We start from the raw sequence: 17777 nt of genomic DNA on the forward strand, positions 1-17777 counted from the left end.
TATAACTTATCTGTTTTCCCCAAGCCACCCCGGCAGTGTCGAGGTGGCTTTTGACTATTAAGGTCAAGAGGCTGGTTAACTTGGATTGACTGGCACCACGTTTTCACTTGGGTAGCAGCCTAATACTTTCAATGACCGAGTTATCGGTGTTAAATCTGCCAGCGCTTTTTGCATAGATTCAGAACGCAAATTGGCCTGCACATCGATATAAAACATTTCTTCCCACGGATTACCATTAATTGGCCGTGATTCAAGTTTGGTCATGACAACCCCGTGATCTCTCAGCACGAGTAGCGCCTCCACTAATGCCCCTGATTGCTGACCTGTCGCCATAATTAACGTGGTTTTTGCTGGGATCTGATCAGAAACATCAATGGATTTACGGGCTAGAATAATAAAGCGAGTGATATTCTGCTGCTGGTTCGCCAAATTGTGTTCCAGCACCTGTAAGTTATAAAGCGCGCCACCCGCTTCACTCCCTAATGCCGCTGCTTGCGGAGAGTTCAACTGCGCTACTTTTTCCATTGCAGCGGCTGTGCTTTCGCAATACTCAATTTTCCAATGTGGGAAACGGTTAATGAACTGGCTGCATTGCTGGAAAGGTTGTGGATGGCTGTAAACGGTCTTAATTTGGTTCAGATCAGTTTCGGTGGCGACCAATACACAGTGGTCAATAGGATTGGTTATTTCCCCGACAATCGACAAACTGGTGTGTTGCAGTAAGTCATATACGTCATTGATGGAACCTGAGCTGGTATTCTCTATGGGTAATACGGCGTAATCCGCTTGACCTGTTTCTACCTGAGTAAAAATATCCTGGAATTTTTGGCAACCACACTCAATCAATTGTTCAAAGTGACGAGCAGCATATTGGCGCGCGGCTAAATGTGAGTAAGAGCCTTTGGGGCCAAGAAAGGCGATACGGGCAGAGTGTTGGGCGGTTTGATTAAGCTGATGCTGCAACAGTGCCTGCTGAGTCAATACTGAATCTTCAATAATCAGTTGGAACAGACGGGTGATATAAAATCCATCCAGGTCATAAGGTTTTGCGGCGGTGATAAGTGCATCCAGCAAATCACGTTCACGTTCTTTATCGCGAATCGGGCGATGATGGAGTTGTTTGGCTTTAGCCACATCCACCGCCAATTCACGCCGTTCTGCCAGCAACGCCAGCAGTTTTAAGTCTAGTGCGCTGATGCGCTCACGTAGCACCAGTAATGGATTATCGGTCATAGGGGTTGGCCTTATTATTTTTTCTAAATAAAAAAAGCCTCCCGGCTTGGGAGGCTTTGTTGTTCGTCTTCGCATTATTTATCACACGACGAAACGCCTCCCAATCAGGGGAAGGTAAAAAAGAATGCGAAGAAAAACACTTTATTGATCATCGTTGCTGGTTACCTGTTGTTGATGCTGACGGAAATAACATGTTATAGCCAAAACAAACATAACCGCCAGTCTGAATTGCTGTCAATAAAAAACGCGCCCGAAAGCGCGTTAGATCCGAAATGAGATGGATTGTCCCGGCTATTGTTCCTGCTCGGACTCTTCTTCGACATCTACTGAATCTGCTGACTCCAAATTAGCCTCTTTAACACTGCTTGCTGCGCGGCGAGCTTCACCTTTGTGTTGAACTTTATTTAATTGGCGTTCTAGTTTGGTGATAAGTTCATTAATTGCAGCATACATATCATCATGTTTGGCACTGGCAACCAAGGGCCCCATCGGTGTACTGATAGTTGCATCGGCAACGAATCCTTGTGGATCTTTAGACAGTACAATATGTGGGTTTATTAACTGGGCCTGCCATTTATCCAGTTTGGTGAGACGGTCTTCAACATGCTTGCGAATTGCTGGGGTGATATCCATTTGCTTACTGGTAATGTTGACTGTCATATGACTTACCTCTCTGTCTGCTCCGTCTTGGATAACTTCAGCATACCTCTCTTTTTCACAAAATGTATGATCAAGATCACTTATTTTTGTCACTTTTTGCAAAGGTCATGGGAACTGTGATTTAACGTCAGGAATGGGTGTCGGGGGCTTGAATCATTGATTGTAATGCCGCATTATCGATAAGTTATATTGCCTGGATATAGTTATAAAACGCATTATTTTTGCATTTTAGATAGGATCTCAGCGCGATAATCTAACAACATGAATCTCATCGTTTTGTGGCGATAAAGCAGAATTGAAAACGGCAGCTTGAGCTGCCGTTTGTTATTTTATCGTTCCAGACCTATTTTCGTTACAAACAGTATCAGGCTGGATTCGCCGCAATTATCTTGGCAACTTTGTCTGCCTCAGCATTGAGTTGCAATTGCTTATAAGCATTTTCCATCAACGGCAACGCATCGCGAGTGGCTTGAGTATCAGGATAATCTCTTAGCATTTGTTCAACACGGTTAACTACCGCGACGTAAGCGCCTCGTTTAGTGTAATATTGCGCCACGGCCAGTTCATGCTTGGCCAGACGGTTTTTCAGGAATATTAGGCGTTTTTGCGCGTCAGTTGCGTATTGGCTGTTCGGATAGCTTTGAATCAACTGGTTAAAATCGCGGAAAGCGGCTTTAGCATGTTGCGGATCGCGGTCTGAACGATCAATCCCGAAGAAGCCTTGCAATGCACTGTCATCCAGAGCCATGTCAGTCAAACCACGCATATATAAAACGTAATCGATGTTAGGATGTGTGGGATTGAGGCGCATAAAGCGATCAATTGAGGCTTGCGCCAACGGCAGATCAGCAGATTTATAATACGCATAAATCAAATCAAGCTGAACTTGTTGAGAGTAAGGCCCGAAAGGATAGCGGTTATCTAACGCTTCTAGTTGCGTAATGGCTCCCTTAAAGTTACCGTCCTGCAGTTTTTGCTGAGCGGTAGCATAGAGCTCAGAAGGCGGGTTATCGGGAACCACGTCCTTGTTACTGGAGCAACCGGTCAGCACCAGGCTCAACGTGGCGGCAGCCACCAGATATTTCATACGCGTCATGACGTTTTGATTATCCTCGAAGTGTTATTCCGGGAGACTGTCCGTTAAGCTCCCGATAAAGATCTAGATACAATAGCACATTATATTAAACGGCATCGCCGTCAAAACCCAACGTTAACGAACAAGAAGCTGCATATGGCACAACAAGTACAACTCAGCGCAACGGTGGCCGAATCACAACTCGGTCAACGGTTAGATCAGGCTTTGGCCGAATTGTTCCCTGATTATTCAAGATCTCGCATAAAAGAATGGATCTTGGAAGACCGAGTCACTGTCGACGGTAAAACAATTAACAAACCTAAAGAAAAAGTGTTGGGTGGCGAGCTCGTCGCAATTGACGCGCAAATTGAGGAAGATGCCCGCTGGGCGCCTCAAGAAATCCCACTGGATATCGTCTATGAAGATAACGATATTCTGGTTATTAATAAACCCCGCGGTTTAGTGGTGCACCCTGGGGCCGGTAATCCAGATGGCACAGTTCTGAATGCATTGCTCTATTATTATCCAGAAATCATGGATGTACCACGGGCAGGTATCGTACATCGCCTGGATAAAGATACCACCGGCTTGATGGTGGTGGCGAAAACTGTTCCGGCTCAGACTCGCTTGGTTGAAGCACTGCAAGCACGCGAAATTACCCGTGAATACGAAGCTGTGGCCATCGGCAATATGACCGCTGGCGGCAGAGTTGACGAGCCTATTTCTCGTCACTCTACCAAGCGGACACACATGGCGGTGCATCCGATGGGTAAACCGGCGACAACTCACTACCGTATTATGGAGCACTTCCGTGCCCATACTCGTCTGCGCTTACGTTTAGAGACGGGCCGTACGCACCAGATCCGCGTGCATATGTCCCATATCAACCATCCGCTGGTGGGTGATCAGCTTTATGGTGGCCGCCCGCGCCCACCACGCGGCGCATCGGACTCCTTTATTGCTATTTTGCGTGGCTTTGACCGCCAGGCGCTGCATGCAACTATGCTGCGTTTGTATCATCCTATCAGTGGCATTCAAATGGAATGGCATGCGGCATTACCAGACGATATGGTTGAGCTGATTAATGCGCTGAAAGCTGATACCGAAGAATTCAAAGATCAGATGGATTGGTAATGAACAAGCTGATACTCCCCGATTGGCCATTGCCTGCTGGCGTTAAGGCATGTAGCACGACTCGTCATGGTGGTATCAGCGAATTCCCTTATGATTCATTAAATCTTGGCACCCATGTAGGGGATATCGCGGCGAGTGTAGCTGCAAACCGCCAATATTTAGTGGAACAAGCGGGATTGCCGCAAATGCCCGTTTGGCTTGAACAGGTGCACGGCACTCGTGTCCTGCATCTGGATGGCAAGGCTGTTTCTGATGTACAGGCTGATGCGGTCTACAGCCATGTTATTGGGCAAGTTTGTGCGGTAATGACAGCAGATTGCTTGCCTGTGCTGTTTTGCTCGTTGGCGGGTGATGAAGTGGCCGCAGCTCATGCGGGGTGGCGTGGCCTCTGTGCCGGTGTTCTGGAACAAACGCTCACTCAGTTCAATGCAAATCCTTCTTCTATTATTGCCTGGTTAGGCCCGGCCATTGGTCCGCAGCAGTTCGAAGTGGGCGAAGAGGTTAAACAGGCCTTTATCAATTTTGACGCGCAATCCGCTGTTGCATTCACACCTTCCGGCTCTAAATATCTCGCCGACATCTATTTATTAGCTCGATTACGGCTACAGGCTGTGGGGATTCACGCTATTTATGGTGGCGACCATTGCACTGTGACTGAAAATCAGCAATTTTTCTCTTATCGGCGCGATGGAATTACCGGGCGTATGGCAAGTTTAGTCTGGTTGATATAACCTATTGAATTAAGACGATCCATTGGCGCATAACGTTTCACTTTGAATATTTAGTGTCAAGATAACCTTGAAAATTTGAGGGATGACCTCATCTAATCTCCAGTAGCAATTTTGACCAATATTGGAGGTGTTATGCGTCTGGATCGTCTTACTAGCAAATTCCAGCTTGCCCTCGCCGATGCCCAATCTTTAGCTCTTGGGCGCGACAATCAATTTATTGAACCGTTACATTTGATGAGCGCACTGCTCAATCAGGATGGGGGGACGGTTCGCCCATTGTTGACCTCAGCGGGAGTTAATGTCGCTAATTTGCGCAGCGACATTGAGCAAGCATTAGGTCGTCTTCCACAAGTCGAAGGGACTGGCGGTGATGTTCAACCATCAAACGAGCTGGTCCGTGTATTGAATCTCTGTGACAAATTAGCGCAAAAACGTGCAGATAAATTTATCTCGTCAGAACTGTTTGTGCTGGCGGTACTTGAAAGCAGCGGCACCTTGACTGACATGTTAAAAGCAGTCGGTGCAACAAAAGATAAAATAAATAAGGCAATTGAAGATATGCGTGGTGGTGACAAAGTTGATGACCAAGGTGCCGAAGACCAGCGCCAGGCATTGAAAAAATTCACTATCGACCTGACTGAGCGTGCGGAGCAAGGCAAGCTCGACCCGGTTATTGGTCGTGACGAAGAAATTCGCCGCACTATCCAGGTATTACAACGCCGGACCAAAAATAACCCAGTGTTAATTGGTGAGCCTGGTGTTGGTAAAACGGCCATTGTTGAAGGTCTGGCACAGCGAATCGTCAACGGCGAAGTGCCGGAAGGCTTGAAACATAAACGTGTGCTTTCATTAGATATGGGCGCACTGATTGCGGGTGCGAAGTATCGCGGTGAGTTTGAAGAGCGCTTGAAAGGCGTGTTGAATGATTTATCAAAACAAGAAGGCAGTGTGATCTTGTTCATTGATGAATTGCATACCATGGTCGGCGCAGGTAAAGGCGACGGGGCGATGGATGCGGGCAACATGCTCAAACCTGCATTAGCGCGCGGTGAATTACATTGCGTTGGTGCAACGACACTCGACGAGTATCGTCAATATATAGAGAAGGATGCGGCGCTGGAGCGGCGTTTCCAGAAAGTGTATGTGGCGGAGCCGACTGTTGAAGACACTATTGCCATTCTACGCGGGCTGAAAGAGCGTTATGAACTGCATCACCATGTGCAGATAACCGACCCGGCAATTGTGGCTGCGGCAACGCTGTCGCACCGCTATATCTCGGATCGCCAGCTACCGGATAAAGCCATCGACCTTATTGACGAGGCCGGTTCCAGCATCCGTATGCAGATGGATTCAAAACCAGAATCATTGGATCGCCTGGAACGGCGAATTATCCAATTGAAGCTGGAACAGCAGGCGCTGAAGAAAGAGTCTGATGACGCCAGCAAAAAACGTCTCGAAATGCTCAACACTGAGTTAGAGCAGAAAGAACGTGAATATTCTGAGTTAGAAGAAGAGTGGAAAGCGGAAAAAGCTGCCCTCACGGGTACTCAGAATATTAAAACTGAACTGGAACAAGCCAAAATCACTTTAGAGCAGGCTCGGCGTGTGGGTGACTTGGCTCAGATGTCAGAACTTCAGTACGGTAAAATTCCTGAGCTGGAAAAACAGCTAGCGGCGGCAACGGCGCTTGAAGGGAAAACCATGAAGTTGCTGCGTAACCGGGTAACTGAAGCAGAGATTGCAGAAGTGCTGGCGCGTTGGACGGGTATTCCAGTATCTCGCATGCTGGAAAGTGAACGCGATAAGTTGCTGCGCATGGAGGATGACCTGCATAAACGCGTGATTGGACAGGATGAAGCGGTTGAAGCTGTCTCCAATGCTATCCGTCGTAGTCGTGCTGGGTTGTCAGATCCGAATCGGCCGATTGGTTCTTTCTTATTCTTAGGGCCAACAGGGGTCGGTAAAACCGAACTGTGTAAAGCGCTGGCAATGTTCTTGTTCGACAGTGACGATGCCATGGTGCGTATCGATATGTCCGAGTTTATGGAAAAACATTCTGTTTCTCGGTTGGTTGGTGCGCCTCCAGGCTATGTAGGCTATGAAGAAGGTGGGTATTTGACGGAAGCTGTACGCCGTCGTCCTTATTCTGTCATTCTGCTGGATGAAGTGGAAAAAGCGCATCCGGATGTATTCAACATACTCTTGCAGGTGTTGGATGATGGGCGCTTGACTGACGGGCAGGGCAGAACGGTCGACTTCCGTAATACAGTAGTCATCATGACCTCGAACCTCGGTTCAGATTTGATTCAGGAACGTTTCGGTGAAAGAAGTTATGCCGAAATGAAGGAAATGGTGATGGAAGTTGTTACTCATCACTTCCGCCCTGAATTTATCAACCGTATAGATGAGGTTGTTGTCTTCCATCCGTTAGGTCGCGCGCATCTGGCTTCTATTGCCAGCATCCAACTGGCGCGTCTATACAAACGTCTGGAAGAACGTGGCTATCAGGTCACCATTACTCAGCCTGCGTTGGAGTTCTTGGGTGAAACTGGTTTCGACCCTGTTTATGGTGCGCGGCCATTGAAACGCGCTATTCAACAGGAAATCGAGAATCCATTGGCGCAACAGATACTTTCCGGCAAATTAATACCGGGAGTTCCAGTAACTCTGGATGTAGAAAATGGGCATATCATTGCTAAGCAGTAATGGTTAATGCTTGAGGGGGCGAGAAATCGCCCCCTTTTTGTTGTCTTTTTCGCCGGAATCGGTGTTTTTGCCGTATTAATGAGCGGTTGAAAAGTTTTTTCAAATTAGGGGTTGCAGCCTGTCAGGAACTCCCTATAATGCGCCTCCACTGACCGGGAACAACGAAACATACTTCGCCGGGTCAGGAAGAGAAAAGAATGATTTTGACTTCGAAAGAAAACAAATAAATCCTTGACTCTTCAGCGGGAAAGCGTATTATCTGCCTCCCGCGTTACCGTAAGATTCGCCGAAAGGCAAACGGGTAACGAACGCTCTTTAACAATTTATCAGACAATCTGTGTGGGCACTCGCAAGACGATATCGAAGCCTGTTTCGGCAGGCAGAAGAAATATCAAAGTCTTGAAGAGTGACCAAAGCAGTACACATTTGAACTTCGGTTCGAATGCATATTTGCAGAAAGTAATCTTTGAGCATCGCTATGTTAACTCATAGCAAATCAAACAAATCTTAAATTGAAGAGTTTGATCATGGCTCAGATTGAACGCTGGCGGCAGGCCTAACACATGCAAGTCGAGCGGCAGCGGGAAGTAGTTTACTACTTTGCCGGCGAGCGGCGGACGGGTGAGTAATGTCTGGGAAACTGCCTGATGGAGGGGGATAACTACTGGAAACGGTAGCTAATACCGCATGACCTCGCAAGAGCAAAGTGGGGGACCTTCGGGCCTCACGCCATCGGATGTGCCCAGATGGGATTAGCTAGTAGGTGGGGTAATGGCTCACCTAGGCGACGATCCCTAGCTGGTCTGAGAGGATGACCAGCCACACTGGAACTGAGACACGGTCCAGACTCCTACGGGAGGCAGCAGTGGGGAATATTGCACAATGGGCGCAAGCCTGATGCAGCCATGCCGCGTGTGTGAAGAAGGCCTTCGGGTTGTAAAGCACTTTCAGCGAGGAGGAAGGCAGTCGTGTTAATAGCACGATTGATTGACGTTACTCGCAGAAGAAGCACCGGCTAACTCCGTGCCAGCAGCCGCGGTAATACGGAGGGTGCAAGCGTTAATCGGAATTACTGGGCGTAAAGCGCACGCAGGCGGTTTGTTAAGTCAGATGTGAAATCCCCGCGCTTAACGTGGGAACTGCATTTGAAACTGGCAAGCTAGAGTCTTGTAGAGGGGGGTAGAATTCCAGGTGTAGCGGTGAAATGCGTAGAGATCTGGAGGAATACCGGTGGCGAAGGCGGCCCCCTGGACAAAGACTGACGCTCAGGTGCGAAAGCGTGGGGAGCAAACAGGATTAGATACCCTGGTAGTCCACGCTGTAAACGATGTCGACTTGGAGGTTGTGCCCTTGAGGCGTGGCTTCCGGAGCTAACGCGTTAAGTCGACCGCCTGGGGAGTACGGCCGCAAGGTTAAAACTCAAATGAATTGACGGGGGCCCGCACAAGCGGTGGAGCATGTGGTTTAATTCGATGCAACGCGAAGAACCTTACCTACTCTTGACATCCACAGAACTTAGCAGAGATGCTTCGGTGCCTTCGGGAACTGTGAGACAGGTGCTGCATGGCTGTCGTCAGCTCGTGTTGTGAAATGTTGGGTTAAGTCCCGCAACGAGCGCAACCCTTATCCTTTGTTGCCAGCACGTAATGGTGGGAACTCAAGGGAGACTGCCGGTGACAAACCGGAGGAAGGTGGGGATGACGTCAAGTCATCATGGCCCTTACGAGTAGGGCTACACACGTGCTACAATGGCAGATACAAAGTGAAGCGAACTCGCGAGAGCAAGCGGACCACATAAAGTCTGTCGTAGTCCGGATTGGAGTCTGCAACTCGACTCCATGAAGTCGGAATCGCTAGTAATCGTAGATCAGAATGCTACGGTGAATACGTTCCCGGGCCTTGTACACACCGCCCGTCACACCATGGGAGTGGGTTGCAAAAGAAGTAGGTAGCTTAACCTTCGGGAGGGCGCTTACCACTTTGTGATTCATGACTGGGGTGAAGTCGTAACAAGGTAACCGTAGGGGAACCTGCGGTTGGATCACCTCCTTACCTAACGATACGCATTGCGTAGTGTCCACACAGATTGTCTGATGAATGTAAATGAGCAAGAGCACCTGTTGATGTCGTGAGTTTCGACTCATGCTGATGCGAAACGGTTAGATTTCGGTTTAATCGGAACTTCGTGTCCCCATCGTCTAGAGGCCTAGGACACTGCCCTTTCACGGCTGTAACAGGGGTTCGAATCCCCTTGGGGACGCCAATCCGATAATGTGTGAAAGACATTATCAACTGAATATCTTAAAGATGACTTTACCAAGTCGTGTTTAAGATATTGCTCTTTAACAATCTGGAACAAGCTGAAAATTGAAACAATACAGCTGAAACTTATCTCTCCGTAGATGTACTGAGATAAGGACTAACCTGTATTAGAGTCTCTCAAATAATCGCAACGCAAGTTGTCTGTAAAGACACCTTCGGGTTGTGAGGTTAAGCGACTAAGCGTACACGGTGGATGCCTAGGCAGTCAGAGGCGATGAAGGGCGTGCTAATCTGCGAAAAGCGTCGGTAAGGTGATATGAACCGTTATAACCGACGATACCCGAATGGGGAAACCCAGTGCAATTCGTTGCACTATTGCATGGTGAATACATAGCCATGCAAGGCGAACCGGGGGAACTGAAACATCTAAGTACCCCGAGGAAAAGAAATCAACCGAGATTCCCCTAGTAGCGGCGAGCGAACGGGGAGGAGCCCAGAGTCTGAATCAGTTTGTGTGTTAGTGGAAGCGTCTGGAAAGTCGCAGGGTACAGGGTGATACTCCCGTACACAAAAACACACTTGCTGTGAACTCGATGAGTAGGGCGGGACACGTGACATCCTGTCTGAATATGGGGGGACCATCCTCCAAGGCTAAATACTCCTGACTGACCGATAGTGAACCAGTACCGTGAGGGAAAGGCGAAAAGAACCCCGGCGAGGGGAGTGAAATAGAACCTGAAACCGTGTACGTACAAGCAGTGGGAGCACCTTCGTGGTGTGACTGCGTACCTTTTGTATAATGGGTCAGCGACTTATATTTTGTAGCAAGGTTAACCGAATAGGGGAGCCGTAGGGAAACCGAGTCTTAACTGGGCGTCTAGTTGCAAGGTATAGACCCGAAACCCGGTGATCTAGCCATGGGCAGGTTGAAGGTTGGGTAACACTAACTGGAGGACCGAACCGACTAATGTTGAAAAATTAGCGGATGACTTGTGGCTGGGGGTGAAAGGCCAATCAAACCGGGAGATAGCTGGTTCTCCCCGAAAGCTATTTAGGTAGCGCCTCGTGAACTCATCTTCGGGGGTAGAGCACTGTTTCGGCTAGGGGGCCATCCCGGCTTACCAAACCGATGCAAACTCCGAATACCGAAGAATGTTATCACGGGAGACACACGGCGGGTGCTAACGTCCGTCGTGAAGAGGGAAACAACCCAGACCGCCAGCTAAGGTCCCAAAGTCATGGTTAAGTGGGAAACGATGTGGGAAGGCATAGACAGCCAGGATGTTGGCTTAGAAGCAGCCATCATTTAAAGAAAGCGTAATAGCTCACTGGTCGAGTCGGCCTGCGCGGAAGATGTAACGGGGCTAAACCATGCACCGAAGCTGCGGCAGCGACACTTAGGTGTTGTTGGGTAGGGGAGCGTTCTGTAAGCCGTTGAAGGTGACCTGTGAGGGTTGCTGGAGGTATCAGAAGTGCGAATGCTGACATAAGTAACGATAATGCGGGTGAAAAACCCGCACGCCGGAAGACCAAGGGTTCCTGTCCAACGTTAATCGGGGCAGGGTGAGTCGACCCCTAAGGCGAGGCTGAAAAGCGTAGTCGATGGGAAACAGGTTAATATTCCTGTACTTGGTGTTACTGCGAAGGGGGGACGGAGAAGGCTAGGCTAGCCGGGCGACGGTTGTCCCGGTTTAAGCATGTAGGCGGAGCGACTTGGTAAATCCGGTTGCTTATCAACGCTGAGGTGTGATGACGAGTCACTACGGTGATGAAGTAGTTGATGCCAAGCTTCCAGGAAAAGCCTCTAAGCATCAGGTAACATTAAATCGTACCCCAAACCGACACAGGTGGTCAGGTAGAGAATACTCAGGCGCTTGAGAGAACTCGGGTGAAGGAACTAGGCAAAATGGTGCCGTAACTTCGGGAGAAGGCACGCTGGCATTAGGTAAAGGGACTTGCTCCCGGCGCCGAAGCCAGTCGCAGATACCAGCTGGCTGCAACTGTTTAATAAAAACACAGCACTGTGCAAACACGAAAGTGGACGTATACGGTGTGACGCCTGCCCGGTGCTGGAAGGTTAATTGATGGGGTCAGCCGCAAGGCGAAGCTCTTGATCGAAGCCCCAGTAAACGGCGGCCGTAACTATAACGGTCCTAAGGTAGCGAAATTCCTTGTCGGGTAAGTTCCGACCTGCACGAATGGCGTAATGATGGCCAGGCTGTCTCCACCCGAGACTCAGTGAAATTGAACTCGCTGTGAAGATGCAGTGTACCCGCGGCAAGACGGAAAGACCCCGTGAACCTTTACTATAGCTTGACACTGAACATTGAGCCTTGATGTGTAGGATAGGTGGGAGGCATCGAAGTGTGGACGCCAGTCTGCATGGAGCCAACCTTGAAATACCACCCTTTAATGTTTGATGTTCTAACTCGGCCCCGTAATCCGGGGTGAGGACAGTGTCTGGTGGGTAGTTTGACTGGGGCGGTCTCCTCCCAAAGAGTAACGGAGGAGCACGAAGGTTAGCTAATCACGGTCGGACATCGTGAGGTTAGTGCAAAGGCATAAGCTAGCTTGACTGCGAGAGTGACGGCTCGAGCAGGTACGAAAGTAGGTCTTAGTGATCCGGTGGTTCTGAATGGAAGGGCCATCGCTCAACGGATAAAAGGTACTCCGGGGATAACAGGCTGATACCGCCCAAGAGTTCATATCGACGGCGGTGTTTGGCACCTCGATGTCGGCTCATCACATCCTGGGGCTGAAGTAGGTCCCAAGGGTATGGCTGTTCGCCATTTAAAGTGGTACGCGAGCTGGGTTTAGAACGTCGTGAGACAGTTCGGTCCCTATCTGCCGTGGGCGTTGGAAGATTGAGAGGGGCTGCTCCTAGTACGAGAGGACCGGAGTGGACGAATCACTGGTGTTCGGGTTGTCATGCCAATGGCATTGCCCGGTAGCTAAATTCGGAAGAGATAACCGCTGAAAGCATCTAAGCGGGAAACTTGCCTCGAGATGAGTCTTCCCTGGGGCTTTAAGCCCCCTGAAGGAACGTTAAAGACTATGACGTTGATAGGCTGGGTGTGTAAGTGCAGCGATGCATTGAGCTAACCAGTACTAATGATCCGTGAGGCTTAACCTTACAACACCAAAGGTGTTTTGGTGATTTGAGAGAAATTAAGATTTTCAGCGAAGTTCCGAGATTGGATTGGCTGGCTGTGTGATATTACATAGCGGGTTAATTGAAACAGAATTTGCCTGGCGGCCATAGCGCGGTGGACCCACCTGATTCCATGCCGAACTCAGAAGTGAAACGCCGTAGCGCCGATGGTAGTGTGGGGTCTCCCCATGCGAGAGTAGGACACTGCCAGGCATCAAACACGAGTTATCAGAATGACATCTGGTGACTAACAAAATCGCCAAAGGCGGTTTTGCACAGCGCGGAGCGCTGGCCCTGTAGAGGGTAAGTATCGGGAAGATACACGTAAAAGAATCGGTGGAGCGGTAGTTCAGTTGGTTAGAATACCTGCCTGTCACGCAGGGGGTCGCGGGTTCGAGCCCCGTCCGTTCCGCCACTTATTGCAAAGACCCTGAATCCTAGATTCAGGGTCTTTTTGCATTCCAACAGTTGTTAATATTTTTTGCCTCTTCCTCTCTAGATTTCCACTCCTAAGTATTCTCTTATCTTAGTCACTGAATATCCCACTTATGCAATGGCCACATAACTCCGTTTAACTGAATACATTTAGCTTATTGAGTGTGATATTTGATTTATAATCATAAGTATTATGCTTAATACCCCATTTTTTGTTGGTAAAACTCTTGTCATAATTAATTTAGTTTTTCATCAGCCCCATGATTTACGACGGCATGAAAATTCTTAATTGCTTTTCAAGATACACTTACCATCAAAAAAATAAGGAATGATAATGAGCATACCTGCATTCGGGCTTGGAACTTTTCGTCTTCAAGATCAAGTTGTTATAGATTCAGTTAACCAAGCATTGAAATTAGGTTATCGTGCAATCGATACAGCACAAATATATGAAAATGAAGCTGCAGTTGGTCAAGCTATCGCAGAAAGTGGGGTAAAACGTGATGAGTTGTTCATCACGACCAAGATTTGGGTGGCGAATTTAGCGCAAGGAAAATTAATTCCGAGCCTGCAAGAGAGTTTACAGAAGCTGAAAACTGATTATGTAGATTTAACATTGATTCACTGGCCGTCACCAAATGATGAAGTCTCTGTTGCTGAGTCTATGGCTGAGCTAATGAAAGCCAAAGAATTGGGATTAACGCGCCAGATTGGTATCTCTAACTTCACCATTGATTTAATGCGGCAGGCTATAGCAGCAGTGGGGGCTGAGGAAATCGCAACTAACCAAATTGAATTATCCCCATTATTGCAAAACCGTAAGGTTGTTGAGTTCGCTCAGATAAATGGCATTGCAATAACTTCTTATATGACACTAGCTTATGGCAAGGCATTAGAAGAGCCGATCATCAAGACCATTGCTGAGCAGTGCGGTGCTACACCTGCACAGGTCATTTTAAGCTGGGCAATGCAATTGGGCTACAGTGTTATTCCTTCATCAACGAAAGTGGCTAATTTAGCCAGCAATCTGTTAGCTCGTGATTTACACCTAAGCGCAGAAGATATGGCGCTAATTGCTACGCTAGATCGCGAGGAGCGTTTGGTTAGCCCTGATGGTCTGGCACCAAAGTGGGACTAACTACAGCAATAAACTGAGCCACCTCACATGGGGTGGTTTTTTATTTTGTAGAGCTGATTGATATCAGGCGATCATTGATAAAATCAATAAAACAGCGCAGCCGATTACTGACAGCCTGGTCACTGTAATACACGGCATTAATCGGCATTGCGACTGGCAAAGTGTGTTCTTGAAGTATCGGTATCAAATCTCCACGTTGTAGATCCTGCTGGATCATGAAATCTGATAGGCAGGCAATACCATTCCCCTCAAGACACAGGCGGCGCTGAGTTTCTCCATTATTTGATGTCAAATCTGAATTAATTTCATAAAGTTGGCCATCAGCTCCAGCTAAAGGCCAGCGATTTAATGCGGGTAAGTCATTAAACCCTAAGCATAAATGATACTGTAAATCCGCTACTGTCTGTGGCGTACCATGCTGCTTCAAGTATGCCGGTGAGGCCAGAATATGGCGATAACTGGTCATTAGTTTTCTGGCTCGCAAAGTTGAGTCCTGTAAAGTCCCCACCCTGATAGCAATATCTACTTTTCTCTCTATAAGATTGATGAATGTCTCAGACGAAACCAGCGATAAAGTCACCAAAGGATAGCGCTGACGAAACTCAGCCATCAATGGCGCGATAATATGCAGTACTACTGGAGTAGAGGCATCAATACGAAGTAATCCTTTAGGATTCAATTGATTATCTAGGATTTCATTCTCTGCTGTTGCCATCTCACGCAAAATATTTTGTACCCGCCGAAAATAGTGCTCACCTTCTTGAGTCAGACTGATTTGCCTAGTGGTGCGATTGAGCAAAGTGACACCCAGCTTATTCTCTAGCTTCTTTACTGTTCGGCTTACTACTGAATTTGCTTGTTCAAGCTGCTCTGCTGCACGGCTGAAGCTGCCACATTCCACCACTGTTACAAAGGTAATCAGTTCATCTGAGTTTGCTTTCATTGTTGCCACTCCAGCAAAAATATTTTGATATTTTGAGCATTTTTGTCATTTAAACATAGGCACATAATAGCCGCTATCAAATTGACTTGTTTTTCATTAACTGTTTTCTGGAGTCGATAATGCCGCTCGCTTTACTGGCACTGACCATCAGTGCATTCGCTATTGGTACCACAGAATTTGTTATTGTCGGATTGGTGCCGACGATCGCCGAACAACTGGGCGTTTCTGTCCCTTCCGCCGGTTTATTAGTCTCAATTTACGCATTGGGGGTGGCGATTGGTGCTCCGGTGCTGACTGCATTAACAGGGCGGATTCCGCGTAAAATGTTATTGATTGGCCTTATGGTTTTGTTCACGTTAGGCAACTTATTAGCATGGCAATCACCGGGTTATGAATCATTGGTTATCGCTCGTTTATTAACCGGCTTGGCGCACGGGGTATTTTTCTCAATAGGGTCGACTATTGCATCCAGTCTGGTGCCCAAAGAGAAGGCCGCCTCGGCTATCGCTATTATGTTTGGCGGCTTGACTGTAGCACTGGTGACTGGGGTTCCATTAGGGACATTCATTGGGCAGTATTTTGGCTGGCGTGAAACTTTTCTTGCAGTATCACTGATTGGGATTATTGCCATTATCGCCAGTGCTATTTTGGTGCCAAGTAATATTCCCAATAAAGCTTCAGCCACGTTAAAACAACAGTTTCAGGTAGTTACCCACCCACGTTTATTGTTGATTTATGCTATTACGGCATTAGGATACGGCGGTTTCTTTACCATGTTTACTTTCCTTGCTCCGGTTATGCAAGAGTTGGCGGGCTTCTCGGCTGCCGCCGTGAGCTGGATTTTGTTAGCGTATGGGGTGTCAGTCGCGTTTGGTAATATCTGGGGGGGCAAACTGGCTGACCGCTATGGTGCAGTGCCTGCTTTGAGCTTTATCTTTACTGCATTGGCTGGCTTGTTATTTGTTTTCCAGTTCAGTGCTAACCACAGTATTGCAGCACTGATTACCTTGCTAATTATGGGGGTTTTCGCTTTCGGTAATGTCCCCGGTTTACAGGTTTATGTGGTGCAAAAGGCGGAAGAATATACACCATATGCGGTTGATATCGCCTCTGGTTTGAATATCGCAGCATTTAACGTAGGTATTGCGTTAGGGTCAATTCTTGGTGGGCAGGCGGTTACTCGAGTTGGTTTAGCGCAGACACCATGGATCGGTGGAGTTATCGTCATCGCTGCATTATTACTGGTAAGACTAAGTGGTGAGCTGGATAAAAAACACTCAAGTCAGGTTGCTACAAACTAGTTTCCACATTAAGCCCGCCTGGCGGGCTTCTTTGTTAATAGAAGTCTTATTAGTGCATTATGAATAACATAGATTGAATCTATCCTTGAGCATCCCAATATCAAAAAAGCAATATAGGTAAAAGACATTACTGACCGGAACATCTGAGCGTATAATCAGTGAACTATCCACTGCGGTTATCTTACAAGCCAGAGTGATTTCGAATAAGGAATAGGCCATCAAAGTGCCGAAACGAACATATGCAATGCGGTATGTTGCAGGTCAACCGGTTGAACAGATTTTCCCTGGCTCTACTAAATTATTGGGGCAAGGGTTACCTCCAGGCACCCCTTTGCCGACCACGGAATTTCTACGGGTGATGGTGTGGAATATCTTTAAGCAACAGCGGGCTGAATGGCTGTCTGTGCTCAAAGAGTTCGGGAGTGATGCGCAACTGATGCTACTGCAAGAAGCACAAACAACACCCGAGCTGGTGAGGTTTGCTACGTCCCATTATCAAGCGGCAGATCAGGTTCCAGCCTTTGCGCTACCTCAGCACCCCTCTGGCGTGATGACGTTAGCGGCCACTCACCCAGTCTACTGTTGCCCATTGCGAGAGCGAGAACCACTGCTGCGCTTGTCTAAGTCGGCACTAGTCACTGTTTATCCCATTCATGATGGTCGATTATTGATGGTCGTGAATATTCATGCTGTGAATTTCAGTCTTGGTGTCGATGTTTACAGTAAACAGTTAGAGCCGATTGGAGAGCAAATAGCTATGCACCGTGGCCCGGTTATTCTGGCTGGGGATTTCAATGCCTGGAGTCGCCAGCGGGTTAACGCATTACAGTGTTTTGCTCAGGGTTCGGGTTTGGAAGAAGTTGAGTTTCCTACAGATAATCGTAGCCGCGCTTTTGGTAAGCCTCTCGATTTCGTTTTTTACCGTGGCCTTACGCTGGCAGATGCTTCGGTATTAGTGACGCGAGCTTCTGATCATAATCCGCTTCTGGTTGAGTTTCGGCCATAAAA

10 protein-coding genes, 2 tRNA genes, 3 rRNA genes and 1 other annotated feature are annotated in these 17777 nt (G+C 47.9%); of the genes, 11 read left to right on the top strand and 4 right to left on the bottom strand.

Annotation, left to right across the window (positions count from 1 at the left end; all coding sequences use genetic code 11):
- Nucleotides 1–75: 75 nt before the first annotated feature.
- The 3 genes from pheA to bamD all read right to left on the bottom strand — a co-directional run bounded on the left by pheA (nt 76) and on the right by bamD (nt 2989).
- Complete coding sequence (pheA, locus tag OP863_RS04425) at nt 76–1233, bottom strand: bifunctional chorismate mutase/prephenate dehydratase (protein ID WP_145587299.1); 1158 nt, start codon at nt 1231–1233, stop codon at nt 76–78.
- Between the two features lie 27 nt (nt 1234–1260).
- Nucleotides 1261–1386, bottom strand: a sequence feature (Phe leader region).
- Nucleotides 1387–1524: 138 nt separating this feature from the next.
- Nucleotides 1525–1893 carry a ribosome-associated translation inhibitor RaiA gene (raiA, locus tag OP863_RS04430; RefSeq protein ID WP_038635800.1) on the bottom strand — a complete coding sequence of 123 codons (369 nt, stop codon included), beginning with the start codon at nt 1891–1893 and terminating at the stop codon, nt 1525–1527.
- Between the two features lie 364 nt (nt 1894–2257).
- Nucleotides 2258–2989 carry an outer membrane protein assembly factor BamD gene (gene bamD, locus OP863_RS04435; protein WP_038635796.1) on the bottom strand — a complete coding sequence of 244 codons (732 nt, stop codon included), beginning with the start codon at nt 2987–2989 and terminating at the stop codon, nt 2258–2260.
- A gap of 135 nt (nt 2990–3124) precedes the next feature.
- Between bamD and rluD the strand changes: the two genes are divergently transcribed.
- The 9 genes from rluD (at nt 3125) to dkgB (ending at nt 14525) form a co-directional block, all read left to right on the top strand.
- Complete coding sequence (rluD, locus tag OP863_RS04440) at nt 3125–4102, top strand: 23S rRNA pseudouridine(1911/1915/1917) synthase RluD (RefSeq protein ID WP_038635793.1); 978 nt, start codon at nt 3125–3127, stop codon at nt 4100–4102.
- The gene (gene yfiH / locus OP863_RS04445) at nt 4102–4833 is read left to right on the top strand and encodes a purine nucleoside phosphorylase YfiH (protein ID WP_145587301.1); all 732 of its coding nucleotides are present in this window, start codon (nt 4102–4104) and stop codon (nt 4831–4833) included. Before rluD ends, yfiH begins: the two co-directional genes overlap by 1 nt.
- 132 nt (nt 4834–4965) lie before the next feature.
- Nucleotides 4966–7539 (top strand): ATP-dependent chaperone ClpB, encoded by a 2574-nt coding sequence (clpB, locus tag OP863_RS04450; RefSeq protein ID WP_038635787.1) that lies wholly within the window; start codon nt 4966–4968, stop codon nt 7537–7539.
- Nucleotides 7540–8048: 509 nt separating this feature from the next.
- Nucleotides 8049–9591: ribosomal RNA gene (locus OP863_RS04455) — 16S ribosomal RNA — on the top strand.
- A gap of 135 nt (nt 9592–9726) precedes the next feature.
- Nucleotides 9727–9802: transfer RNA gene (locus OP863_RS04460), tRNA-Glu, on the top strand.
- Nucleotides 9803–10027: 225 nt separating this feature from the next.
- Nucleotides 10028–12934, top strand: a 23S ribosomal RNA gene (locus tag OP863_RS04465).
- A gap of 115 nt (nt 12935–13049) precedes the next feature.
- A 5S ribosomal RNA gene (rrf, locus tag OP863_RS04470) occupies nt 13050–13165 on the top strand.
- Together the 16S, 23S and 5S rRNA genes with 2 tRNA genes alongside form the textbook arrangement of a ribosomal RNA operon.
- Nucleotides 13166–13290: 125 nt before the next feature.
- Nucleotides 13291–13367: transfer RNA gene (locus tag OP863_RS04475), tRNA-Asp, on the top strand.
- A gap of 354 nt (nt 13368–13721) precedes the next feature.
- Nucleotides 13722–14525: a 2,5-didehydrogluconate reductase DkgB gene (gene dkgB / locus OP863_RS04480; protein ID WP_145588339.1), complete on the top strand. Its 804-nt coding sequence runs from the start codon at nt 13722–13724 to the stop codon at nt 14523–14525.
- Between the two features lie 40 nt (nt 14526–14565).
- Here dkgB and yafC read toward each other — a convergent pair whose 3' ends face one another.
- On the bottom strand, nt 14566–15468 hold the full coding sequence (yafC, locus tag OP863_RS04485) for a DNA-binding transcriptional regulator YafC (protein WP_038635781.1): 903 nt from the start codon (nt 15466–15468) through the stop codon (nt 14566–14568).
- 119 nt (nt 15469–15587) lie between these two features.
- On the opposite strand from yafC, the gene OP863_RS04490 reads away from it, so the two are divergent.
- Nucleotides 15588–16769, top strand: a complete 1182-nt coding sequence (locus tag OP863_RS04490) for an MFS transporter (protein ID WP_265525931.1) — start codon at nt 15588–15590, stop codon at nt 16767–16769.
- A 244-nt stretch (nt 16770–17013) separates the two neighbouring features.
- Nucleotides 17014–17775 (top strand): endonuclease/exonuclease/phosphatase family protein, encoded by a 762-nt coding sequence (locus OP863_RS04495; RefSeq protein ID WP_265525932.1) that lies wholly within the window; start codon nt 17014–17016, stop codon nt 17773–17775.
- The last annotated feature ends 2 nt before the right edge of the window (nt 17776–17777 follow it).

This window comes from Yersinia sp. SCPM-O-B-9106 (C-191) (assembly GCF_026183365.1).
GTDB lineage: Bacteria > Pseudomonadota > Gammaproteobacteria > Enterobacterales > Enterobacteriaceae > Yersinia > Yersinia rochesterensis.

Coding starts and splice junctions, on each gene's coding strand:
- pheA (WP_145587299.1), bottom strand. CDS start 1,233: ATGACCGATAATCCATTACTGGTGCTACGTGAGCGCATCAGCGCACTA.
- raiA (WP_038635800.1), bottom strand. CDS start 1,893: ATGACAGTCAACATTACCAGTAAGCAAATGGATATCACCCCAGCAATT.
- bamD (WP_038635796.1), bottom strand. CDS start 2,989: ATGACGCGTATGAAATATCTGGTGGCTGCCGCCACGTTGAGCCTGGTG.
- rluD (WP_038635793.1), top strand. CDS start 3,125: ATGGCACAACAAGTACAACTCAGCGCAACGGTGGCCGAATCACAACTC.
- yfiH (WP_145587301.1), top strand. CDS start 4,102: ATGAACAAGCTGATACTCCCCGATTGGCCATTGCCTGCTGGCGTTAAG.
- clpB (WP_038635787.1), top strand. CDS start 4,966: ATGCGTCTGGATCGTCTTACTAGCAAATTCCAGCTTGCCCTCGCCGAT.
- dkgB (WP_145588339.1), top strand. CDS start 13,722: ATGAGCATACCTGCATTCGGGCTTGGAACTTTTCGTCTTCAAGATCAA.
- yafC (WP_038635781.1), bottom strand. CDS start 15,468: ATGAAAGCAAACTCAGATGAACTGATTACCTTTGTAACAGTGGTGGAA.
- OP863_RS04490 (WP_265525931.1), top strand. CDS start 15,588: ATGCCGCTCGCTTTACTGGCACTGACCATCAGTGCATTCGCTATTGGT.
- OP863_RS04495 (WP_265525932.1), top strand. CDS start 17,014: ATGCGGTATGTTGCAGGTCAACCGGTTGAACAGATTTTCCCTGGCTCT.